The organism is Altericroceibacterium xinjiangense, assembly GCF_003958635.1.
In the GTDB taxonomy this organism is placed as follows: Bacteria; Pseudomonadota; Alphaproteobacteria; order Sphingomonadales; family Sphingomonadaceae; genus Altericroceibacterium_A; species Altericroceibacterium_A xinjiangense.
In genome coordinates this window covers 111,311-133,809 of sequence record NZ_RSEK01000001.1, presented here as the reverse complement: position 1 = coordinate 133,809, position 22,499 = coordinate 111,311, and the positions used below count along the sequence as shown (strand labels likewise).

Genomic DNA, 22,499 nt, shown 5'->3' with positions numbered 1-22,499 from the left:
GGGATGAGACAAGCCGCCGGCGCGGGTGATCGCTTCCGGATCGTGGCCACCCGTCGTCAGCTGATGCGGGGAAAGCGCCATCCGGTTCCTGCAGTCTCATGGTCTGCAGCGTCACGGCGCCGGCGCGACGCTTTCCCGCTCAACATACTCATAGGGCAGAACCCACGATTGTGCCGGCGCCGGCACATCCGTTCCGGCATGCTGGATCAGGTGGCTGGCCGCCCGATATCCCATTTCCCACACGTTCTGGTTGATGGTGGTAATGGCGGGGCGGGTAAAACGGGCAATCGGCGAATCGTCGAAGCCGACGACGGACAGTTGCTCCGGCACCTTGATGTCCAGCGCGGCGGCGGCGGCGATTACCCCGGCGGCCATCCGGTCGTTGGCGGCGAAGATCGCGGTGGGGCGGTCCTTCGTATCCAGCATGGCGCAGCCTTCGCGCATGCCGCCGTCGAAGCTGAAGTCCCCCTCCCTGACCCGGGGCGCGGCGGCGCCCGCTTCCTCCAGTGCGGCCTTCAGGCCCGCAGTCCGATCCTGCGCTCGAAGGTGATGCGCGGGTCCGGAAATGTGGCCGATGCGGGTGTGTCCCAGTCCCACCAGAACGCGGCCGATTTGCTCCGCTGCGGCGAAATCGTCGATCCACAGGGAGGTCGCGTGCGGAAACTCGGTGCCCGCCGCGATCCGCGCGAACGCGATGCGCCGCTCCCGCAGCAACTCCAGCAGCCAGGGCACATCGCAGACCGGCGGGCACAGGACCATGCCGTCGATCTCCAGGTTGTCCAGCAGCAGGGCCGCGCCGGTGCGGGCGTCGGGGGATTCGGTGTCCAGCCCCTCGATCGTCAGCTGGAACTGGGCCTTGCTGCAGGCGCGCAGCATCCCGGCAATGACTTCGGTCAGGAACGGCGGCATGTCGCGCAGGAACGGGTCCCCCGCTTCCGGTCCGGGCGGCATGCTGAACGCGAAGCAAAGGTTGTACGCCCGCTTGCCTCGCAGCGACTGGGCTGCCCGGCTCGGGCGGTAGTTCAGCTCCCGCATGCTCTTTTCCACGCGCTCGCGCGTTTCCGGGGTCACTTCCGTGCTGCCGTTGATCACGCGGGACACCGTCTTGAACGATGTGTTGGCGTGCCTGGCGATGTCGATGATCGTAACCCGGCTCAAACGGCTGTCCTCTCTGCCTCTCTCGCGGAGGGCTGCCGCCGGTTTTCCTACGGACGCAGCAGAAACACAAGAACGGCTGAAGTCATCGTCCTTCAAGGCGAAGAATTGGCGTTGCAGTTTCCGACAACGTTGTCATCATACCCCAGCCGCCGGACCGGGTGCCACGAGTCCGAGAGACGGCAGGGGAGGAAAAGAATGGCGAAATCGATGCTGGCGGCGCTCGCCGCTGTTACCGCGCTGGCGGGGGGCACGGCGCAGGCCCAGGTCGCCGAACTGGACGTCGGGAAGGCGGAAGGCGCAACCGTGGGGGGCGTTTCCTCGTGGAAAGGCATTCCCTTCGCGCAGCCGCCGGTCGGCGATCTTCGCTGGCGGGCGCCGCAGCCGGTGCAGCCGTGGACCGGCGTGCGCTCGGCGACCGAGTACTCCCACGATTGCATGCAGATCCCGTTCGCGCAGGACGCGGCCCCGCTGGGCACGCCGCCGGCGGAAGATTGCCTTTATCTCAACGTCTGGCGCCCGGCAGATGCGAAGCCGGGGGACAAGCTGCCGGTGATGCTGTGGATCTACGGCGGCGGGTATGTGAACGGCGGATCGTCGCCTGCGGTCTATGACGGGGCGGAGCTTGCACGGCAGGGCGTGGTCCTCGTCAGCTTCAACTACCGGCTGGGACGCTTCGGGTTCTTCGCGCACCCCGCGCTGACGCAGGCGAATGAGGATAACGGCCTGCTCGGCAACTACGGTTTCCTCGATCAGCTGGCGGCGCTCGACTGGGTGCAGCGGAACGTCGGCGCGTTCGGCGGTGATCCCGGCAACGTGACGATCTTCGGGGAAAGCGCCGGCGGCGGCTCGGTCAACATGATGATGACCTCGCCCATGGCACGGGGGGAATTCGCCAAGGCAATCGTGATGTCCGGCGGCGGCCGCTCGCGCGGGCGGGAATTGCCGCTCCATTCCGAAGCCGGACCGGACGCAGAGGACGCGGGCCTCGCCTTCGCGCAGTGGGCGGGGGTGGAAGGCACCGGGGCACAAGCGCTCGCCGCCTTGCGTGCGCTGCCGGCGGACAAGCTGGCGGCCGGTGTCGGACTTGCGCAGCGTCCGGTCGCACCCAGTTCCGGTCCGATGATCGACGGGATGGTGGTGCAGGCTCCCTCGGCGGTCGTCTATGGGGCTGGCAACGCGGCGGCAGTGCCGTTCATCGCCGGGGCCAACACGGCGGACATCGGCTTTGCCCCGCCGGTAGAAGGCGACGTGTTCGAAGCCCGGTTCGGCCCGCTGGCAGACCGGGCCCGCCAGGCTTATTCGGCGGTCTCGGCCGATCCCAAGGCGCTGGAAACCGCGATCAACGCCGACGCCGGAATGGTCGAGCCCGCCCGCCGCATGGTGCAGCAGATGACGCAGAGTGGACAGCCAGCCTGGCACTACCGCGCCGGCTATGTGCCGCAAGTCATGCGCAAGGAATGGCCCGGCCTCCCGCACGCAACGGAAATACCGTTCTTCTTCAAGACGATAGACGCGCGCTACCCCGGCCAGACCACACCGGAAGACCACGCCATGGCTGCCTTGATGAGCGCGTACTTCGTCAACTTCGCCAAACAAGGCAACCCGAATGGCCCCAGCCTGCCCAACTGGCCGAAGTACGATGACCAGACCCGCCCGGTGATGCTGTTCGGCATGACCGAAGCCGAAGGCGGAGCCGACCCATGGCGTGGACGGCTGGACGTCACCGAAGCCGCCAGCGACCGCCGCGAAACCAGCGTTGATTGACAAGGAAGCCTCGCATGCTGAACCGTTCCGCCCCGCGCTGGAAAGCGCGGTTCGCCGCTTTCCTCTTCACCACTGCCGTCTGCTCGGCCGCCGCGCACGCGCAGGCTCCCGAAGTGACCGATCCCGACGCGCGCGCCGCTGCCATCATCGACAGCATGACGGAAGAGGAACGGTTCGCCCTCCTTCGCAGCTTCATGCCGCTACCGTTCGGCGAGATACCGGAAGAAGTCCGCGACCAGCCCGCAATGGCGGCCTACATCCCGCCGATTGAGCGGCTTGGCATTCCCGCGATCCGCATGACGGATGCCAGTCTCGGGGTGACCAACCCGATGCAGCAGCGCAAGGGTGATGTCGCGACTGCCATGCCGTCTGGCCTTGCGCTGGCTGCCACGTTCAACCCGGCGCTCGCATACCAGGCCGGGCGGACGATCGGCGTGGAGGCGCGGGCAAAGGGCTTCAATGTCCTGCTCGGTGGCGGGGTGAACCTGGCACGCGACCCGCGCAACGGGCGCAATTTCGAATATCTGGGAGAAGATCCGCTGCTCGCCGGAACGCTCGCGGGTGAGGCAGTGCGCGGAACCCAGGCCGAAGGCGTGGTCTCGACCGTCAAGCATTTCGCGGTGAATGACCAGGAGACGCTGCGCAACACCGCGAATTCCGTGATAGCCGAACCGGCGCTGCGCATGTCCGACTTGCTGGCGTTCGAACTGGCGATCGAGCGGGGCCAGCCCGGCTCCGTTATGTGCGCATACAACCGGGTCAACGGCCCATGGGCGTGCGGCAGCGATACCCTGCTCAACCAGGTGCTGAAGCAGGAGTGGGGCTACAAGGGCTGGGTGATTTCCGATTGGGGTGCGGTCCACGCGGCCGATTACGCCGCCAAGGGGCTCGACCATCAGGCCGGGGCGCAGTTGGATGAGCAGGTGTGGTTCGACGAACCCTTGCGAAACTTGGTAGCAAGCGGCGAGGTTTCGCAGGACCGCATCAAGGACATGTCCCGCCGCATCCTGCGTTCGCTTTATGCGGTCGGCGCCGACCGGCCAATGCCGCCTGCGGGAATCGACTATGATGCCCATGGCGATGTCGCGCTCAAGGCCGCGGAACAGGGCACCGTCGTTCTGAAGAACGAAGGCCTGCTGCCGATCGCTGGACAGGCAAAGAAGATCCTGGTGGTCGGCGGCTATGCCCCACTGGGAGTCATGTCAGGTGGCGGATCGTCCCAGGTCACCCCTGTAGGCGGCCCTGCTGCGATGGTTCCGGTCGGCGGGGAAGGCTTTCTGGAAGCCTTCGGCAGCATGCTGATCGTGCCGTCATCTCCGCTGAAGGCTCTGCGGGAAGCTTTGCCCGATGCGCAGATCGCCTTTGACAGCGGATATTTTCCGGCAGCGACAGCGGCCCGCGCCGACGATTACGATCTGGTGATCGTCTTTGCTACGCAGTGGCAAATCGAGGCGCTCGACGCCGGATCGATGACCTTGCCGATGGGGCAGGACCGCCTGATCGAGGCAGTTGCCGCCGCCAATCCACGAACGGCCGTGGTGCTCGAGACCGGCAACCCCGTACGCATGCCGTGGCGGGACAAGGTCGGGGCTATCGTGGAGGCCTGGTATCCGGGGCAGCGCGGCGGGGAAGCGATCGCGAACGTGCTGACCGGCGCGGTCAATCCCTCAGGCCATTTGCCGATCAGCTTCCCGGTGGACGAAAGCCAGTTGCCCCGTCCGGAAATTCCCGGATTGGGAGAGCCCGCCGGCACCCGAGTGGACATCGACTACGATATCGAAGGCGCAGACGTGGGATACCGCTGGTACGCCCGGGAAGGGCTTCAACCGGCTTATCCGTTCGGTCACGGACTCAGCTACACGACATTCGCGCACGAAGGACTGGAGATCGTTCCGGGTGATACGCTGACCGCCCGGTTTACGGTCCGCAATACCGGCCAGCGGGCGGGCGCGGACGTGGCCCAGGTCTACCTCACCGATGCCGCCGGGAAGCCTCTGCGCCGCCTTGCCGGCTTTGCGCGCGTGGAACTGGCGCCGGGCGAAGCGAAGCAGGTGGAGGTGCCGCTTGAGTGGCGCGTCGTGGCTGACTGGGTAAACGGGGGTTGGCAAGTCGCGCCGGGAAGCTATCGCTTCATGCTCGCGGAAAACGCGCTCGCGGAAGGGCCGGCTGTCACGCTTGACCTTCAGCCGCGCCGGCTTGCCCCGTAACTGCATTTCTGGAACAGACAATGGCCCTTGCTCCCGACGTTTCGAGTTCGACCGACCCGGTTCCGCTGGAAGATGACGGTACAGAGGTAAATGCGCCCGGCCTGCAGCCGTTCGTGTTTGCGCTGTTCTTCATCTTTGGCGGGATCACGTCGCTGAACGACGTGATCATCCCGAAACTGAAGGAGCTGTTCACGCTCAATTACGCGCAGGCAATGCTGGTCCAGTCCGCCTTCTTCGCCGCGTACCTCGTCGTGTCCTTGCCCGGTGCGGCGCTGGTCAAGCGGATCGGCTACATGCGGGGCGCTGTCGTGGGTCTGCTCCTGATGATGGGGGGGTGCCTCCTTTTCATCCCGGCCTCGCAGACGGCTCAGTACCCCTTGTTCCTGTTTGCGCTGTTCGTGCTGGCGAGCGGGGTGACGATCGTCCAGGTGGTCGCCAATCCGCTGATCAGTCTCCTCGGCCCTGCGCGCACGGCGCACAGCCGGCTGACTTTTGCGCAAGCGTTCAACTCGCTCGGCACCACGGTCTTTCCCTACTTCGGTTCCATCCTGATCCTGGGCGGGCTGGCGAGCGTCACTGCGGCCGAGCTTTCCGGCCCGGCACTCGACGCTTACCGCACCGCCGAAAGCCAGGCGATCGTCAATGGCTACGTTGGCCTCGCCATCGCGCTGGTGATCGTGGCCGCCGCTGTCTGGCTGTTCCGGGACCGGCTGCACGGTGAAAACCATGAAGCCGGGGCCCTGCTTGGGGGGTTTGGCCTGCTGAAGCGCGCGCGGTTCGGCTATGGTGCCGCGTCGATCTTCCTCTACGTCGGTGCGGAGGTCGCGATCGGATCCCTGATCGTCAATTACCTGATGCAGAGCGATGTGCTGGGCCTGGGAGAGGAAGCGGCGGGCAAGCTGATCCCGCTCTACTGGGGCGGAGCGCTGGTCGGTCGGTTCATCGGATCCGGCGTGTTGCGCGTTATCAGCCCAGGCAAGGTTCTGGCCTTCAACGCGATCGGTGCCATCCTGCTGATCCTCATTTCCGCGAACACGAGCGGGGCGGTTTCCGGCTACAGCCTGCTGGCAATCGGGCTGATGAACTCCATCATGTTCCCGACCATCTTCTCGTTGGCGAGCGAGGGGCTCGGCGCGCGTGCGGCCGATGGTTCAGGCGTTATCTGCGTGGCCATCGTTGGCGGGGCGGTGATCCCGCCGCTGACCGGCTGGCTGGCGGACCTGACTGGAAGCCTGGGATTTGCGCTGGTGCTGCCGGCAGCGTGTTACGCAATCATCGCGGGGTTCGGTTTGTTCGCACGGAGGCCGGCGAAGGCAACTCCCCGAACAATGTGAAAAGCCCTCCCGCTGAAAGAACCGCATCCTTGCCACCTGAGCGCCGTCGGACCCCCTGACCCACAGCGCGATCGGGGCCGCGGCGGGCGGGAGATCGGCCGCTGAAGGGCGCAAGCGACAGGTTCAGCTCTGCTGTCCCCGACAAAACGGGACGAGACGCGTTGGCTTCGCGGCGAACGCGCGCAACTGGATGCGCCCGTCGCCGGTTGGTCTGGTGAAGGAGAATCACGATGACCGATCACAAGAAAAAAGGCGATTTCAACGGCGCAACCGGCAAGTCCGACGACATCGGCGGCAACAAGAAGGCCCACGCCAAGCCGGACAGCAACAGCCGCACCGCCCACAAGCAGAACGCCGGCGGCGGCAGCCGCAACGTCGGCGAAGACAGCTGAGCGGGAGACGCGCGATGAGTTCGCTCGATGAAGTGAAGCCGCCCCACCCGGCCCAGCAGCAGGATACGCCCGGGGTCACGCGGGATATGCATCCCCGCCCGGATCACGGCGAGGAAAGCTACCACGGAACTAACCGCCTGGAAGGCAAGAAGGCAGTGATTACCGGCGGCGATAGCGGGATCGGCCGCGCGGTGGCGATCGCTTTCGCGCGGGAAGGCGCCGACGTGCTGATCTCCTACTTGTGCGAGGACGAGGACGCGCAGGAAACGGCCAAGTGGATCGAGATGGCGGGCCGCAAGGCAGTGCTGGTCCCGGGCGACATTGGTTCACCGGAACATTGCCGTAAGGTGATCGACACCGCGGTCGAGGAATTCGGCCGCGTGGACATCCTGGTCAACAACGCAGCCCACCAGATGACCTTCCAGGAGTTGTCCGACATCCCGGACGAGGAATGGGACAGAACCTTCCGCACCAACATCCACGCGATGTTCTATCTCACCAAGGCCGCCGTGCCGCACATGGACGGCAAGGGTGCGATCATCAACACCACCTCGGTCAATGCCGACATGCCGAGCGAAACCCTGCTGGCCTACGCGACCACCAAGGGTGCGATCCAGAACTTCACCGGCGGACTGGCGCAGTTGCTGGCCGAAAAGAACATCCGCGTGAACTGCGTCGCGCCCGGGCCTGTGTGGACACCGCTGATCCCCGCGACGATGCCAGAGGAGAAGGTGAAGAACTTCGGAAAGAACTACCCGATGAAGCGTCCGGCGCAGCCGAAGGAGCTGGCCCCGGTTTACGTCATGCTGGCAACCGATGAGGCGAGCTACGTCTCGGGTGCCACGGTGGCGGTCACCGGAGGAAAACCGATCCTGTAAGCTTGATAAAAGTTGGGTCGGGGAACGAAGCGGGAGACGCTGGTTTTTTCCGACAAGCATCTCAAAAAACATCGGAAATTCATGACCCCGACCAACACTCTCGCCTCGCTCGATTCCCTACCTGCAGCCAAGGCCGAAGCAGAGCCGGGCCGGCGTTTTCGCGGGGCGGCGCGGGAGCCCTTGGCCGATCTGCTGCGGCTTCTCGATGCCGATGGTTACCGCTTCGTCACCGCCACCCCCGCCACCCACGCGCGAGTGGTCTCCCGGCCAGACCGCCAGCGGGCGGGCTCCATTCGCGACGTACTCGGCTGGAGCCTGCCGTTCGAGCGGGAGGTTCTGCCCGGTGCGATATTCGACCGCCTCGGCGCCGCCGGCGTGCTGTCAAAGCGCACCGACGGCTTGTTTGCGTCTTCCGTTCGGGTATCCTCGGTTCACGAGACGCTGTTCCTTCATTCGGCTTTCCCGACGGTGGACGAATTTTCCGTGTTCCTCGGGCCCGACAGCTACCGGTTCGCGGACCTGATCGCCGCATGCAAGGGGCGCCTGCCGCAAGGCGCGGCGGTGCTGGACTACGGTGCCGGCGGCGGTGTCGGCGGCATCACCGCCGCGCAGGATCTTGACGGTCCGCACCTGACGCTGGCGGACATCAACCCCGATGCCTTGCTGCTGTCCTCCCTCAACGCAGCTTTCGCCGGACTGCGCCATGCACCGGTGAAGGTAGAGAGCCCCGCCAGCGTTGAGGGCGCTTTCGACCTGATCGTGACGCATCCGCCGTTCATGATGGATGGCGACGGGCGTGCCTACCGCGATGGCGGCGACTTGTACGGCGGGCAACTGTCGCTCGACTGGACACTGGGGCTTCTCCCTAAGCTGAAGACGGGCGGGAAATTCATCATGCACACGGGCGTCTCGATCGTCGATGGCCGGGACGTGCTGCTGGAGCGGCTGGAACGCGATTTGCCCTCAAGCGGATTCGAGTGGGACTACCACGAACTGGACCCAGATATCTTCGGCGATGAGCTGGACAAGCCGCCTTACCGCAACGTCGAACGCATCGCTGCGGTCGGGCTTTGCGTCGAGCGCACCGGATAGCGGAACAGGAGATACCGGCATGAGCAAAGACACCGCACCCCGTTTCCTCCCTGTCACGCTGATGGGCCTTACGGCGGCCGGGCTGTCCGCCCTGTGGCTGAAATACCGCTCCGGCGAAGGTGAACTGGAGGAGCGGACCCGGCGCCGCCTAGCGAAGCTCCCTGTGTCGGAAATCCTGGTAAAGGCACGCGGCGCATGAAGATCCATCATCTCAACTGCGGCACGTTCTGCCCGGCAGGCGGCCGCTTGTTCGACGGGCGGAGCGACAGTCCGCTGGCTCACATGGTCTGCCACTGCCTGCTGATCGAAACCGACGCAGGGCTGGTGCTGGTCGATACCGGGTTCGGCACGCGCGACATCGCGGCGCGGCATCGCCGGCTGTCCGATTTCTTCCTGTATCTCAACAACCTCCAGCTTCGGCCCGAAGAAACCGCCGTGGCCCATGTTCGCCGGCTCGGCTTTCGGCCCGAGGACGTGCGGCACATCATCGTCTCCCACCTTGATTTCGATCACGCCGGCGGGCTGGAGGATTTCCCGAACGCGACCGTGCACCTGACAGCCCGGGAAAAGGAAGTCGCCGATCAGGGCGAAGGCGGCGCCTTCGTCGGCACTCGGCGCTACCGCCCCGGGCAGTGGGATGGGGTTTCCGACTGGAGCCTTTATCCCATGGGCGGAGGGGAGCGATGGTTCGGCTTCGACGCGGTGCGCGATCTTGCCGGATTGCCGCCGGAAATCCTGCTGATCCCGCTGACGGGGCACACCTGGGGCCACAGCGGCATCGCGATCCGCGAGGATGACGGCAGCTGGCTGCTCCATGCCGCCGATGCCTATTTCTATCGCGGAGAAGTGGGATCGGAACGGTACGATTGCCCGCCCTTGCTGCGCGGGTACCAGCGCCTGATGGAAGTGGATCGCCAAGCGCGGCTGCACAATCAGCACCGGCTGCGGCGTCTTTCGCTGGAGCACGCCGGAGAGGTGCGGATCATCTGTTCGCACGATCCGGTCGAGTACGCGATCTGCGCTGGCCACCCTCTTCACTGAGCTTGGAACCGGCCGCGGCGCGGCTCGTCTGGTGAACGTGGACGAAACTATCACCCACCTGGGCCTGCTGGAGGACGAGGCGATCGATCTCGACACCAGCGCCCTTTCGCTCGCCCTTCCGGACCACCCCGGAACGCGGCTCGATCCCTATCTCGACTTGCTGACCGACATGACGCGCGATCTTGTCCAGGCCGGGCGAACGGCGCTGAACTCGGTCGAGCAGGCTTTGGCGCTGCAGGCCGTCCTTGCCGGGGAATACAGGTTCGAGGGTGACCGTGACTTGTACGACCATCCCGACAACGCCGACCTGATCCGGGTGATCGATCGTCGTCGCGGGTTGCCGGTGAGCCTGGCGATCCTCTACGTTTCGGCTGCGCGCCGGCTGGGCTGGCAGGCGGACGTGCTCAACACGCCGGGACACGTGCTGGCCAGCATTGGACCGGAAACCGACCCGGTGCTGATCGACCCGTTCGACCGGGGGGAAATCGTCACGGCCGAAACGCTGAACTCGCTGCTGGAACGCATTCTCGATCCCGGCGCGCAAGTCAGTTCCGAACATATCGCCCCGATGTCGAACCGCGGCGTGCTGATCCGCTTGCTGCTGAACCAGGCCAGCCGGGCTGAACGCGGCGGCGATCAGGAACGCGCGCTGGAATTGTACGAACGCATGTCGGCCATCGCGCCCGACCATACGCTGCCGTGGTGGGAGCGGGCGCGGCTGGAAGTGATGCTCGGCGACTTCGCAGCCGCCCGATCAAGCCTCAGCGCAATGCTGGAGATCACCCGCGATGCAGATTTGCGCAGCCACATCTGCGGCGCGCTGGACAGTCTATCGGCTACCGGACGGTAGAAGTATCTGACACACGAACCTGATGGGGGAGGACATCCGCAATCCGGATTGTGCTGTCCCTACCAGATAGCCGGCAAAGAGCCGTCCGGGGTGCGGGGAAGCGGGGACGCTGCCGGCGGCGGCACGTCAGACGGCGCCCAGGGATCGTCAAGCTCCGGACGCGGCGCGGCACGCGGTTCAGGAGGCCTTTCAAAAGGCCGATCAAATTCGCGGCCAGCGCGTTCAGGACCATCAGCGCGAGGGGGAGGGGGCGGACGATAGGCCGGGACGTCGGAATAGCCGCGCGGCTCGACATCCGGCGTGTACGCCGGTTCGGCGTAAGCTATGTCCGGGTATTCGACCGGTCGATCGAGGGAAGCCGTCGGCCAGTCTTCAGCGACATCGTCCACCCACGCCGGCACCCCCGTGGGCTCTGGAGGCACAGGCGGCGCGTACTGCGGCACAGGCTCTGCGGCGACGTAATCCGCTGAGCCGCCTCCCAAGTGCCTCTCCAGCCACGGCTGGTCGGGGGGAGGCTTCGGTGTGGGGTTGGTGAACTGGCCGCCGATCGCGCCCAGCACCGTTCCGCAGGCCACCACGATCAACGTCAGCTTGGCCGCTCGTGTCATGCAGATTCAATGCCGCAGTCCCGGTAGCGTTCCGGTGCTCGCTGCCGCGCGTCCGCATGGGCCGAGTAGAACCGGCGCTGGGGCGACCCCGAAAGGCTCAGCCTTCCAGGGTTGTTTCGAGCGTGATCTCGCAATTCAGCAGCTTGGAGATCGGGCAGCCGGCCTTTGCGCCCTGCGCCAGTTTTTCGAACTCGGCCTGGTCGATCCCGGGAATGCGGGCGGTTAGCGAAAGCTCCGACTTCGTGACGGCGAAGCCATCGTCTTGCTGGTCCAGCGCAATCCGGCAGGTGGTTTCCAGGGTGCCATCGGAATGCCCAGCCTTGGCCAGCGCGAAGCTGGTCGCCATCGTGAAGCAGCTGGCGTGGGCGGCGGCGATCATTTCCTCCGGATTGGTGCCCGGCTTGCCTTCGAAGCGGGTGCCGAAGCCGTATGCGGCATCGAGCACGCCGGATTTCGTGCGGACGTGGCCTTTGCCGTCCTTGCCCAGGCCCTCATAGCGCGCAGTGGCGGTGTTGGTCGTCATCGAATTCTCCTTGGTGGCTTTTGTGCCAGCGCCTGAGCGGCCACGGGGTTCCATGCGGCAGGAACTCCGGCGCAGACACATTCGGCGCCTGATTAGGACGCCGGGACAATGCGTGGTACACCCGGGCCGCTGACGTCGAAATTTGCGACGGACTTCGGCGCATTGCGTTCTGCTTTCGGGCGGTGCCCTGACGACGACTTCCTTTCATCGGACGACTTGACGCACGACCCGCGACCGCACGTTGCGGCCGCGAAACTACTGTTTCTCGAAAGGAAGCACCCATGCCGATCGGCACAGTCAAATTCTTCAACGCGGACAAGGGCTATGGCTTCATCCAGCCCGAAGACGGCGGCGACGACAGCTTCGTCCACATCACCGCCGTTCAGGCGGCCGGAATGGCGACGCTCGAGCGTGAGCAGCGCGTCTCCTACGAAGTGGAGCGCGGCCGCAACGGCCGGGAATCAGCGATCAACCTCGCCAGCGCCTGAGTCCAGATTCCGGGCACGGTTCGCCGTGCCCGGATCCATTTTCGTGAGGTAAGACATGAGCCAATCGTTTGAATTCTACACCGCCCGCGCCGACGAATCCGCCGGCGAAGCGTCAGCGGCGAAGCTGACCAATGTCCGCGACCGCGCGCTCCGGTCGGAAGCCGCGTGGCGGCAGATGGCCGATCGCGCCTCGTCGATCGAGCAGGAGCGCGTGACCACCGCCCGCGAAAAGGAGGAACGCCGCGCGGCAGAGCAACTGGACAGCTGAACGTCCTACTTGCCGCCCTTTGCTGACCCGGCCCTAATGGACGGGCTGGGTGACGTCCGGCACGTTGTCTTTCCATTCGACCCGATAAAGGTCGAAGCGGCGGTCCTTGAGGTTCTGCACCGCCCCGCTTTGCCGCGCCGTCAGAAGCGCGCTGAGCGACAAGTCGGCAATCGCGATCGTTTCCGTATTCGGCGCCGTGTCGGCTGCCACGCCGTCACGGGCGAACGGAAAGTCGGACGGCGTCAGGATCGCGCTTTCGGCGTAGTGGATGTCCATGTTCTCCACGTTGGGGATGTTCCCCACTACGCCCGAAGTCACGACGTAGCACTGGTTCTCCACCGCTCGGGCTTGTGAGCAGTAGCGCACGCGCAGGTAACCCCGCCGCTCATCGGTGCAGAAGGGTACGAACAGGATCATCGCCCCTTGGTTGACCAGATGGCGGGCCAGTTCGGGAAATTCGCTATCGTAGCAGATCATCACCCCGATCGGGCCGCAGTCGGTCGGGATCGCGTCCGCGCCGTAGCCGCCCTTGATGTTCCACCAGCGCCGTTCCGACGGAGTGGGGTGGAGCTTTTCCTGCCGGTAGACCGCGCCGTCGCGCAGGAAGACATAGGCGATGTTGCGGATGTCCCCGTTCGGCATCCGGGTCGGGTGCGATCCGCCAACGATGTTGATGTTATAGCTGACAGCCAGCTTTTCCATGAACGCGACAAACCGCTCGGTATAGTCGGCCACTTTCTCGATCGCCTCGGCGGGCGGCAGCGGCTTGTCCGGGATCGACAGCAGTTCCAGCGTGAACAGTTCCGGGAAGGTGACGAAGTCCGCTTCGTAGTCCGAGGCAACATCGGTCCAGTATTCGACTTGCTGCTCGAACTCCTCGATCTGCGTGATCCGCCGCATCATGAACTGGACGGTGGCCACGCGCACGGATGCCGGAAGGCGCGCTCCGGGGCCGCGCCCGGACCGGTCGCTTTCATCGGGCGCAAGGGGGTTCTCCCAGAACATCAGCAGTGCGTGGCCGCCGCTGGCGCGGTCGGTCAGATCGTAGTTCTTCAGCACGCCGCGGGGTTGGTATCCCTGGTTGAGCTGGAAATTGATGACCTGGTCACGCACCTGCTTGTCCAGCACGGCATCGACATAAGCCTGCGGATCCGGAAAATTCTTCTGCCGCCGCTGGTATCCGGGCATCCGCCCGCCGAAAGCGATCCCCTTCAGTTCGAAGTGACGGCACAATTCCTGCCGCTTGCGGTAGAACCGCTGGCCGATGCGCAACCGTCGGCAATCGGGATCGACGCAGACTTCGATCCCATAGAGCACGTCTCCGTTCTCGTCATGGCGGGTGGCATAGCCTTGCCCGGTGATCTCAGCCCAGGTGTGCGGGGCGAACGCGACCTCGTGCGGGGCGATCATCGTCGCGCAATAGCCGACGATCGTGCCTTCGTACTCGGCCACGAACTGCCCGGCGGGAAAATGGTTGATCTGGCCGCGGATCTGGGCGGCGGTGTAAGCCTGCGGCTTGCCATAGACCTTGGCGGTGAGCCGGACGATCGCGGAAGCATCCGCGGGTTTCGCCTGGCGGATGACGAGCTTTGCCTGATTTGTGCGCATGCGGGGGCATATAGGGGCTGATTGCCCCAAGTCCACGCAAGGCGGCCGGGAAGGGTGCCGGGAAGGGCGGTGCGCCGATCAGCCCGGGTGCCAGACCGACCATTCCAGCGGAATGCGGATTTCCCCCTCCACCGGCTTCCACCCCGATGCCGCGATCACATCGTTGCTTTCCTTGGCCTTACGTCCAGGATCGAGAGACCATGTGATATGCCAGGTGCTGCCGTCCGGCCGGTCGGTGGAACCGTGGATCGCGACCACCATCGCTTCCACTCCCTCGCCGTCGTCCGCGCGGCCGACGAGCACGCAGTGATCGGTCTTCGGCGGCGAAGCGTTTCCGGGACCCGGCTTGAAGGTGACGTGATCGGCCACCGGGGTGGCGTAGCGCGGCGGAAACCGCTCCAGCAGCCGCGCGCGCTCGTCCCGCGGTAGCTTCCAGCCGCCGATCGGCTTGCCTGCCATCTCTTTCCTCCTTGCAATCTTTCCTGTCCGGCTTGTGCAATCCGAACGCATCCGCGACAGGAACGGCTCCCGCCGACAGGCATAGGTGTTATGCAAGACGGTATGCGGGAGCCTCAGGCAGGCATCCCGCGCGCGCTGGTGTCCCATCGGGAAAGAGCGCGACAGAAACGAACAAGGAGTCATCATGCTCGAACACATTCCCGCATGGCTCGGCAAGGCGTTGAAGAACCAGCGCGCCGGCCACGGCAAGCTCGCCATCGCCCGCCTCGGCTCGGAAGACCGGCTGCACGTGGGCGGCTTTGCGTTGTCTTCTCCGGCGTTCAAGGACGGGGAGGAACTGGACCCGTCCTTTACCGCCGATGAGGAAGACGCTGTGGCTCCCCCGCTGGAGTGGACCGCTCCGCCTGCAGGCGCGCAGGAAATGGTGCTGATCGTCGAAGACCCGGACGCGCCCGCGCCTGAACCGTTCTGTCATTGGCTGGTCTGGGGTCTGAGCCCGGGACGCGGCATGTTGCTGGAAGGGGAAACCCCGCCGCGGGTGGGCAAGAATTCCTTCCTCAATTCCGAGTGGCTGTTGCCCGATCCGCCGACGGGCCACGGCTCGCACGATTATGTGTTCCAGCTGTTCGCCATCGACAAGCCGCTGACCCTGATGCCGGGTGCCGGACGCGGAGATCTGCTCAAGGAAATCGAAGGCCACGTGGTCGCCGCGGCGGTGCTGACAGGCACCTACGAACGCCGTCCGGAAGAAGACGACCTCGAGGATGATTGATCAGCCCGGTTGACCGGGATCAAGGCGGAAGAATAGGTTTGGTTCGCATAGAACATCCGTGGCAAGAAACGCCCCAATAGTGCGCAAGGAAGCGCGCCCGGAAGAGGAAGACGATCACCCATGGCCAAAATCGTAGGCGGCATCGCCACATCCCATACCCCGACCATCGCCTTCGCCAAGGACGCGAAGAAGTTCGACGATCCGGTGTGGAAGCCGATCTTCGAAGGCTATGAGCCGGTGCAGGAGTGGTTCCGCGACAAGAAGCCGGACGTGCTGGTCTATATCTACAACGATCACATGACCGCCTTCTTCGAACACTACAGCCACTTCGCGCTGGGTGTGGGGGAAAGCTACGGTCCGGCGGACGAAGGCGGCGGCCCGCGCGATATCCCGGCAATCGCGGGAGATCCCAAGCTGGCGCAGCACATTGCCAAGGCCATGGTCGCCGATGAATTCGACTTGTCCTACTTTCAGGGCAAGAACCTGGACCACGGCGCGTTTTCGCCGCTGTCGGTGATGGTCGATCACGACGACAAGGGCTGGGCCACCAGGCTGCTGCCGATCGTCTGCGGCGTGCTGACCGTGCCGCTGCCGTCTGCCCGCCGGTTCTGGAAGTTCGGCAAGTCGCTGCGCCGGGCGATCCAGTCCTATCCGGAAGACATCAAGGTGGCGATCGCCGGCACGGGCGGGCTTTCGCACCAGGTCCACGGGGAAGGGTGCGGGTTCAACAATCCCGATTGGGACCATGAATTCATGGACCGGCTGGAAAAGGATCCGGAAAGCCTGCTCGATTACCCGATCGCGGAGCTGGCGAAGCGCGGCGGCTGGGAAGGGGCCGAGGTGGTGATGTGGCTGATGATGCGCGGCGCCTTGTCGGAAGACGTCGAAGTCACGCACAAGGCCTATTTCCTGCCGTCGATGACACCGATCGCGACGATGATCTTCGAAGAAAAGCCTGAGCAGCCCCCGCGCGAAAGCGACGAAGCCCTGCGCGAACGCATGGAATGGGACTGGAACGGCGCGGAAGATCTGGAAGGCACGTATCCCTTCACCATCGAACGGTCGGTCCAGGGCTTCCGGATGAACCACTTCCTCCACTCGCTGATCGATCCCAAGGTCCGCAAGAAGTTCAAGGAGGATGAGGAGGCCTGCCTGGCCGAAGCCGACCTGACCGACGAGGAACGCGACCTGATCCGCCGCCGCGACTGGATCGGGATGATCCACCACGGGGTGATCTTCTTCATGCTGGAAAAGCTGGGGGCGGTGACCGGCGTGGGCAACATCCACATCTACGCCGCGATGAAGGGGATGAGCGTGGAGGACTTCCAGAAGACCCGCAACGCCGCAATCACCTATGGTGTGGGCGGCAAGGGCGACTGATCGCTTGTGCTTCGGCGGCGGGGCCACCGCGTCACCCCGCCGACCCGCAGCGCCAGCCAGATCAGCACCGGCTGAAGCAGCATCCGCGGGATGTGATAGGCCATGCGCCAGCCGTGATCCGGGCGCGCCATGTCCAGCATCATGTGGTGGATGTTGGCGGGCCAGACGAACAGCGCGTAGAGCGCCAGTCCGATTCCGCCGGCCTTGCGCAAGTGCATCGACCACGGCTGCAGCAGCGCCGCCGCGCCGAGCAGCTCGGCCAGGCCCGTCAGGCGGATGACGGCTTCCGGCTCCGGCACCCATCCGGGGGTGATGCGCAGGAACGGATCGGGCATGATAAGGTGCAGAGCCCCGGCAGCAAGATAAAGCAGACCAAGCAGCCAGCGCAGGAAGACGAGGCCGGCGCGCCCACCTGCGCCTGGTTTCATGCGCCCGATTTCACAAGCGCTCCAGTGTCGCCGGGTCGCGCTCGCCTCCGCAAAACTCATCAAGGGCTTGGCCGAATGGGCTGGGTGCCGGCGTGACGGCTTCGAACAGCGTCATCGAGCTTTGGAATTTCAGCGCGTCGATTGACCCGAAAATGGCCTCGAGGTCGCGTTTCCCGGCCCATTCGAGCACCGCGCCGGTGCATTCGGCCAGCCGCGGAGCGAGCACGGGATGGGCGGAATAGGCCTGAGCTTCCGGACGATCCGCTATGGCGAAGAATTGCGCCGTTGAGCTGCGACCGAGCCCGGCAATCTGCGGGAACACAAACCACATCCAGTGGCTGCGCTTGTGCCCCTCGCGCAGTTCGGCCAGCGCCTTTGCGTAAGTGCCGTGGGCGTCCTGCGCCTCCATGAAGCGGTCAAGCCCGGGCACCGGCTGCTTTAACTCCCGTCCTTGTCGCTATCGTCCTTGTGGTACGGCTTGTCCTCGCGGTCCGTGCTGGCAAGATCCTCCAGCTCGTCCTCCGACATGGAATCGTACATGCTCTTGGACGCGCCTTTAAGATCCGAAACCTTGGTTTCGCCGCGCTTGGCTGACAAGGCGATGCCTGCCGCCATCTGCTGGGCCTTGGACTGGGCCGGCATCGCTCCGCCTCCTTCCAGCTTACTCGACGAGGGCGGGCTCGCTCTCATTGACGATCACGTCGCTGCCGCCTTCCGGTGTATCGACAACTTCGGGTGCGCCCTGGATTTCGGCCGCGTCGTCGCTCAGGATGATCCGCGCATCATCGGTCTCATCGTCGCGGATCTGGCTCGCAACGTTCCGGTGCTCCTCGGTGTCTCCCTGCGTGGCAGCCCCTGTCACCCAGATGATGGTGAGCGCTGCGATCGCCAGGAACAAGCCGATGGCCAGGATCCACCGCACGACATGGGGCGTAGAGGCAGCGCGCGCCGCGTCAGGCTGGACGTGGGTCTCGTGGCGCTCAGATTCCATGGATTATCGCTCCCGCAGCTTTCGTTCGCCCTTCCGGGCTGGTGCGAAAACTACGGTTTGGACCCGCGAATGTTCCGCCACGCGCCCAGCGTCAGTCGCGCAGAAGATCGTTGATCCCGGTCTTGGCCCGCGTCTGGGCATCGACCGTCTTGACGATCACCGCGCAATAGAGCGACGGCCCCGGGGAGCCGTCCGGCAGCGGCTTGCCGGGCAGCGTGCCCGGCACGACGACCGCATAAGGCGGAACCGCGCCCACATGGACCTCGCCCGTCGCGCGGTCGACGATCTTGGTCGATGCGCCCAGATAAACACCCATCGAAAGCACCGCCCCTTGGCCGACCCTCACACCCTCGGCCACTTCGGACCGGGCGCCGATGAAGGCTCCGTCCTCGATCACCACGGGTCCGGCTTGCAGCGGCTCAAGCACGCCGCCAATGCCGGCGCCGCCGGAGATGTGCACGTTCTTGCCGATTTGCGCGCAGCTGCCGACAGTGGCCCAGGTATCGACCATGGTTCCTTCATCGACATAGGCCCCGATGTTGACGAAGCTGGGCATCAGCACGACGCCGCGCCCGATGAAGCTGCCACGCCGCGCAACCGCGCCGGGCACCACGCGAAAACCCGCCTCGCGGAAGCGGTTTTCGCCCCAGCCGGCGAACTTTGACGACACCTTGTCGAACGCGGGCGCACCGGCCGATCCGCTTTCCACAACCCGGTTGTCGTGCAGGCGGAAGGACAAGAGCACGGCCTTCTTCAGCCACTGGTTGACCTTCCAGCCGCCTTGCCCGTCGGGTTCGGCCACCCGGGCGCTGCCGGAATCCAGCAGCTCCAGCGCCGCGTCCACCGGCTCGCGCACCTCGATGCTGCCGGGGTTAACCTGGTCGCGGGTTTCCCACGCGGCTTCGATTGCGGCTTCGAGATCCTGGCTGGTCATAGGTCTTCCAAGGCTGATGGGGCAGGCTGCGCGGGTAGCGCGAAGCGGCAGAGGCGGCAAGGGTGCGTGGAACACCGTACTCGACGGCGGTTAAGGTCTGCGTCAATTTCAGTACCTTATTTGCGCCAACTCTTGTGCGGCAGCAGTGACTGCCCCGTGCGTCAGAGGTTTCATGATCGAACTCGGTTCCCTTCGTTCACGCTTGTCCGGCACGGTGGCGCTGTTCCCGCTCGCGCTGCTGGCCGCTTGCGGCGGCGGCAGCGACGGCGGTCCGATCAGCACGCCCGTTCCGGCCCCGGCTCCATCCCCGACGCCTGTTCCTGCGCCTGCACCAACTCCGCCACCGACGCCCACGCCTGTGCCGACACCGACACCGACGCCTACGCCTACACCTACACCTACACCTACACCTACACCTACACCTACACCTACTCCCACTCCCACTCCTACTCCCACTCCCACTCCTACGACCCCGACGGACTACAACACCGCGGAATTCCGCCGGTCGGATGGTCCTGCGCAACATAACGCGACCGTCGCCTGGTCCAGCGGGTGGACCGGCCAGGACGTAACCGTCGCAGTGGTCGATACCGGGATCGACGTAGACAGCCCGGAATTCGCCGGCCGCCTGTCTCCCTTGTCGCGCGACATTTATTCGGATCAGAGCGGCCGCGGCCTCGATGCCACCGACGACCACGGCACCAACGTCGCGCTGGTCGCGGCCGCGGCCCGCAACGGTTCCGGCGTGCTGGGCATGGCCTGGCAATCGACCGTGCTTGCGCTGCGGGCGGATACTCCCGGCACCTGCGCCGCTGACCGGGCGAATCCCTCCGAGGAGGAGGACTGCGAGTTTACCGAGAGCGCAATCGCCAAGTCGGTGAACTATGCAGTTTCCAGCGGCGCGAAAGTGATCAACCTTTCGCTCGGCGGAGATGGAGGGGTCGGTACCCAGGTCGGCAGCGCGATCCGCAACGCGATCAACGCAGGGGCAGTGGTCGTTATTGCCTCAGGCAACGAAGGGACGGACACGCCCGGCGAGTTTGCGTCGTCGCTATACAATTACGCCGGACCGGGCGTGATCATCGTCGGTTCGGTGGATGAGAACGGGCAGATCTCCTCCTTCAGCAACAAGGCGCGAGGGTATGAAAATGTCTTCATCACTGCGCGCGGTGAGGATGTCTGCTGCGTCTATGAAGACGGCTCGATCTATATCAATGCGGAAGGGTACGCTTACGTCTTTTCCGGGACGAGCTTCTCCGCGCCGCAAGTTTCGGGCGCCGCGGCGCTGCTGGCGCAAGCCTTTCCGCGCCTGACCGGCCAGCAGATCGTCGAAATCCTGCTCGAATCCGCACGCGACGCGGGAGACGCCGGGGCCGATGCAATCTACGGGCGCGGTATCCTCGATCTGGCGCAGGCGTTTTCGCCGCTCGGAACAACGTCGCTGGCCGGAAGCACCACGGCGGTCCCGCTGACCGGCACAGTCGGCACCGGATCGGAAGCGATGGGCGATGCGCTGAGCGGTGCGTCGTTGCCCACGGTCGTGCTCGACAAGTACGCCCGGGCCTTTGACGTCGATTTCGGCCCAGCCATGCGCGGGGCGCAACAAAGGCAGCGGCTGGGTGCCGCCCTCGGCGGGCAGACGCGCCATGTCGCTTTTGGCAATCAGAACGCCTCGCTTGCCTTTACCATCGATGGCCGCGGACGCGCCGCCGCCGTCCCGCAGATCGATCGCCTCCGCCTGAACCGGGACGATGCGGAAGCCGCGCGCGTCCTCGCCGCCCGTGTGGCGCTGCGGGTCTCGCCCGAAACGAAGGTCGGGTTTGCATTCGCCGAAAGTGCGGACGGGCTGGTCGCCCAACTGCAAGGTCAGGACCGCCCGGCTTTCCTGATCGCCGGCAACGCGAGTGGGGATGACGGGATGGCCCGCAGCCGCGATGCCGCCTTTGCAGTCCGGCATCAGCTCGGATCGTGGGGCCTCAGTCTGAGCGCGGAAAGCGGGCGGACCTTCGACAGCGACGATCAGACAAACCTCCACGACCCGCTACGCGATTGGGAGCGGGACCCCGACCGTGACGCCGTACGCAGCTTCGCCTTTGGCCTGGACCGCGACCTCGGCGGCGTTCGAACCGCGCTCGGCCTGACGTGGATGGAGGAAAACGGAACCGTACTTGGCGCGCAGTTCCAGGACTCGCTGGGCATCGGCGGCGCGCGGACGCTGTTTGCCGACGCTCAGGCGAACTGGCGGTTTGCGGGCAACTGGCGGCTCGGCGGGGCGCTGCGGCAGGGATGGACAGTGGCGGCAAGCGGCGGATCGGTCGCCGATGGGTCCCATGTGACCAGCCGCGCATGGTCGGCTGATATCGAACGGCAGGGCCTGTTTTCCAGCCAGGATGCGATTGGCCTGCGGCTCAGCCAGCCGCTTCGGGTCGAAAGCGGCGGACTCAATCTTAGCCTGCCGGTGGCGTGGGATTACCGCACGCTAACGCCGACTTACGGCGTGCGCAGCCTTTCGCTTGCGCCGCAGGGGCGGGAGATCACCGGGGAACTGGGCTGGCGCGGTCCGTTGCTGGCCGGCTTCGGTTCTGCCAGCCTGTTCTACCGGCATGAGCCAGGGCATTATCAGCAGGCGCCGGACGATACCGGCGTGGCGCTGCGCTGGTTCGGGAGGTTCTGATCAGCGCATCAGCCCGCGGACGAAATCGATCAGGCCGGTCTGGCGGGCGCGGCGCATCCGTTCGGCTTCCAGGATCATCCGCACCTTGGTGAAGCACTCCTCGATATCGTCGTTGACCACGACGTAATCGTAAGCATCCCAGTGGCTGATTTCCGCGCGGGCGCGGGCCATCCGTCCCACGATCACGTCCTCTGCATCCGTGGCCCGGGCGCGCAGGCGCGCTTCCAATGCCTCGATGCTCGGCGGTAGCAGGAACACACGCACGACGTCGTGCTGCGCGCGCTGGTACAGCTGCTGCGTACCCTGCCAGTCGATATCGAAGATGTAATCGTCGCCCTGCTTCATTCCGTCGCGGATCTGGGCGCGGGGGGTGCCGTAGGAATGGCCGAACACCTCAGCATATTCCAGGAAAGCGTCGTCTTCCACCATCCGGTCGAACGTCGCACAGTCCACAAAGTGGTAGTCCCGCCCGTCGATTTCGCCCGGGCGCATCGGCCGGGTGGTGACCGAGACCGACATCCGCAGGTTCTCTTCCGCCTGCAGCAGCTTGCGCGCAATCGTGGTTTTCCCGGCGCCCGAAGGCGAGGAAAGAATGAACATGAGGCCCCGGCGGAGCAGCGGTTCGGGTCTGGTCATGCCCGCTGTTGCCG

General features: G+C 65.3%; 25 protein-coding genes and 1 pseudogene. 15 read left to right on the top strand and 11 right to left on the bottom strand.

Annotation, left to right across the window (positions count from 1 at the left end; translation table 11 throughout):
* Window positions 1–111: 111 nt before the first annotated feature.
* Complete coding sequence (locus ELY13_RS00745; protein ID WP_126171975.1) at window positions 112–1,158, bottom strand: LacI family DNA-binding transcriptional regulator; 1,047 nt, start codon at window positions 1,156–1,158, stop codon at window positions 112–114.
* A 195-nt stretch (window positions 1,159–1,353) separates the two neighbouring features.
* On the opposite strand from ELY13_RS00745, the gene ELY13_RS00740 reads away from it, so the two are divergent.
* The 9 genes from ELY13_RS00740 (at window position 1,354) to ELY13_RS00705 (ending at window position 10,716) form a co-directional block, all read left to right on the top strand.
* Entirely contained in the window at window positions 1,354–2,922 is a 1,569-nt protein-coding gene (locus ELY13_RS00740; RefSeq protein ID WP_126171974.1) for a carboxylesterase/lipase family protein, read from the top strand.
* 14 nt (window positions 2,923–2,936) lie between these two features.
* Window positions 2,937–5,129 (top strand): beta-glucosidase family protein, encoded by a 2,193-nt coding sequence (locus ELY13_RS00735; RefSeq protein WP_126171973.1) that lies wholly within the window; start codon window positions 2,937–2,939, stop codon window positions 5,127–5,129.
* Between the two features lie 20 nt (window positions 5,130–5,149).
* Window positions 5,150–6,463 (top strand): sugar MFS transporter, encoded by a 1,314-nt coding sequence (locus tag ELY13_RS00730; RefSeq protein WP_126171972.1) that lies wholly within the window; start codon window positions 5,150–5,152, stop codon window positions 6,461–6,463.
* A 230-nt stretch (window positions 6,464–6,693) separates the two neighbouring features.
* Window positions 6,694–6,855 carry a hypothetical protein gene (locus tag ELY13_RS14890; protein WP_164549666.1) on the top strand — a complete coding sequence of 54 codons (162 nt, stop codon included), beginning with the start codon at window positions 6,694–6,696 and terminating at the stop codon, window positions 6,853–6,855.
* A 14-nt stretch (window positions 6,856–6,869) separates the two neighbouring features.
* Window positions 6,870–7,733 carry an SDR family oxidoreductase gene (locus tag ELY13_RS00725; protein ID WP_126171971.1) on the top strand — a complete coding sequence of 288 codons (864 nt, stop codon included), beginning with the start codon at window positions 6,870–6,872 and terminating at the stop codon, window positions 7,731–7,733.
* Window positions 7,734–7,814: 81 nt separating this feature from the next.
* Complete coding sequence (locus tag ELY13_RS00720; RefSeq protein WP_126171970.1) at window positions 7,815–8,825, top strand: methyltransferase; 1,011 nt, start codon at window positions 7,815–7,817, stop codon at window positions 8,823–8,825.
* A gap of 19 nt (window positions 8,826–8,844) precedes the next feature.
* Complete coding sequence (locus ELY13_RS00715) at window positions 8,845–9,024, top strand: hypothetical protein (protein ID WP_126171969.1); 180 nt, start codon at window positions 8,845–8,847, stop codon at window positions 9,022–9,024.
* Complete coding sequence (locus ELY13_RS00710) at window positions 9,021–9,866, top strand: MBL fold metallo-hydrolase (protein ID WP_126171968.1); 846 nt, start codon at window positions 9,021–9,023, stop codon at window positions 9,864–9,866. Before ELY13_RS00715 ends, ELY13_RS00710 begins: the two co-directional genes overlap by 4 nt.
* A 37-nt stretch (window positions 9,867–9,903) precedes the next feature.
* A complete protein-coding gene (locus ELY13_RS00705) occupies window positions 9,904–10,716 on the top strand; it encodes a SirB1 family protein (protein WP_126171967.1) in 813 nt (270 codons plus the stop codon).
* 59 nt (window positions 10,717–10,775) lie between these two features.
* Here the strand turns inward: ELY13_RS00705 and ELY13_RS00700 are convergent, their stop codons facing one another.
* Both ELY13_RS00700 and ELY13_RS00695 read right to left on the bottom strand, forming a co-directional pair.
* Window positions 10,776–11,324, bottom strand: a complete 549-nt coding sequence (locus ELY13_RS00700) for a hypothetical protein (RefSeq protein WP_126171966.1) — start codon at window positions 11,322–11,324, stop codon at window positions 10,776–10,778.
* Window positions 11,325–11,421: 97 nt separating this feature from the next.
* Entirely contained in the window at window positions 11,422–11,847 is a 426-nt protein-coding gene (locus ELY13_RS00695; RefSeq protein ID WP_126171965.1) for an OsmC family protein, read from the bottom strand.
* A gap of 281 nt (window positions 11,848–12,128) precedes the next feature.
* Between ELY13_RS00695 and ELY13_RS00690 the strand changes: the two genes are divergently transcribed.
* Window positions 12,129–12,335, top strand: coding sequence for a cold-shock protein (locus ELY13_RS00690; protein ID WP_126171964.1), 207 nt, complete (start codon window positions 12,129–12,131; stop codon window positions 12,333–12,335).
* Between the two features lie 55 nt (window positions 12,336–12,390).
* Window positions 12,391–12,603, top strand: a complete 213-nt coding sequence (locus tag ELY13_RS00685; RefSeq protein WP_126171963.1) for a hypothetical protein — start codon at window positions 12,391–12,393, stop codon at window positions 12,601–12,603.
* Between the two features lie 33 nt (window positions 12,604–12,636).
* On the opposite strand, the gene ELY13_RS00680 is transcribed toward ELY13_RS00685, so the two are convergent.
* Both ELY13_RS00680 and ELY13_RS00675 read right to left on the bottom strand, forming a co-directional pair.
* Window positions 12,637–14,211, bottom strand: a complete 1,575-nt coding sequence (locus tag ELY13_RS00680; RefSeq protein ID WP_126171962.1) for a bifunctional GNAT family N-acetyltransferase/carbon-nitrogen hydrolase family protein — start codon at window positions 14,209–14,211, stop codon at window positions 12,637–12,639.
* Window positions 14,212–14,289: 78 nt separating this feature from the next.
* Window positions 14,290–14,670 (bottom strand): hypothetical protein, encoded by a 381-nt coding sequence (locus ELY13_RS00675; RefSeq protein WP_126171961.1) that lies wholly within the window; start codon window positions 14,668–14,670, stop codon window positions 14,290–14,292.
* A 184-nt stretch (window positions 14,671–14,854) separates the two neighbouring features.
* Here ELY13_RS00675 and ELY13_RS00670 point away from each other — a divergent pair, with 184 nt between their 5' ends.
* Window positions 14,855–15,442 carry a YbhB/YbcL family Raf kinase inhibitor-like protein gene (locus tag ELY13_RS00670; RefSeq protein ID WP_126171960.1) on the top strand — a complete coding sequence of 196 codons (588 nt, stop codon included), beginning with the start codon at window positions 14,855–14,857 and terminating at the stop codon, window positions 15,440–15,442.
* Between the two features lie 120 nt (window positions 15,443–15,562).
* Window positions 15,563–16,822, top strand: coding sequence for a gallate dioxygenase (locus tag ELY13_RS00665; protein ID WP_126171959.1), 1,260 nt, complete (start codon window positions 15,563–15,565; stop codon window positions 16,820–16,822).
* Here ELY13_RS00665 and ELY13_RS00660 read toward each other — a convergent pair.
* The 5 genes from ELY13_RS00660 to dapD form a co-directional block, all read right to left on the bottom strand.
* A complete protein-coding gene (locus ELY13_RS00660) occupies window positions 16,795–17,250 on the bottom strand; it encodes a DoxX family protein (RefSeq protein WP_126171958.1) in 456 nt (151 codons plus the stop codon). The genes ELY13_RS00665 and ELY13_RS00660 overlap by 28 nt on opposite strands.
* Window positions 17,251–17,260: 10 nt before the next feature.
* Entirely contained in the window at window positions 17,261–17,680 is a 420-nt protein-coding gene (locus ELY13_RS00655; protein WP_241233470.1) for a DUF1810 domain-containing protein, read from the bottom strand.
* Window positions 17,681–17,688: 8 nt separating this feature from the next.
* Window positions 17,689–17,892, bottom strand: coding sequence for a DUF3008 family protein (locus tag ELY13_RS00650; protein WP_126171957.1), 204 nt, complete (start codon window positions 17,890–17,892; stop codon window positions 17,689–17,691).
* A 19-nt stretch (window positions 17,893–17,911) separates the two neighbouring features.
* Entirely contained in the window at window positions 17,912–18,241 is a 330-nt protein-coding gene (locus ELY13_RS00645) for a hypothetical protein (protein ID WP_126171956.1), read from the bottom strand.
* A gap of 91 nt (window positions 18,242–18,332) precedes the next feature.
* Window positions 18,333–19,175, bottom strand: coding sequence for a 2,3,4,5-tetrahydropyridine-2,6-dicarboxylate N-succinyltransferase (gene dapD / locus ELY13_RS00640; protein ID WP_126171955.1), 843 nt, complete (start codon window positions 19,173–19,175; stop codon window positions 18,333–18,335).
* A gap of 246 nt (window positions 19,176–19,421) precedes the next feature.
* On the opposite strand from dapD, the gene ELY13_RS14885 reads away from it, so the two are divergent.
* Entirely contained in the window at window positions 19,422–19,703 is a 282-nt protein-coding gene (locus ELY13_RS14885) for a hypothetical protein (protein ID WP_164549665.1), read from the top strand.
* A gap of 43 nt (window positions 19,704–19,746) precedes the next feature.
* A pseudogene (locus ELY13_RS00630) lies at window positions 19,747–21,849 on the top strand (S8 family peptidase); the annotation flags it as partial.
* On the opposite strand, the gene gmk reads toward ELY13_RS00630, so the two are convergent.
* On the bottom strand, window positions 21,850–22,485 hold the full coding sequence (gmk, locus tag ELY13_RS00625; RefSeq protein ID WP_241233469.1) for a guanylate kinase: 636 nt from the start codon (window positions 22,483–22,485) through the stop codon (window positions 21,850–21,852).
* Between the last annotated feature and the right edge of the window lie 14 nt (window positions 22,486–22,499).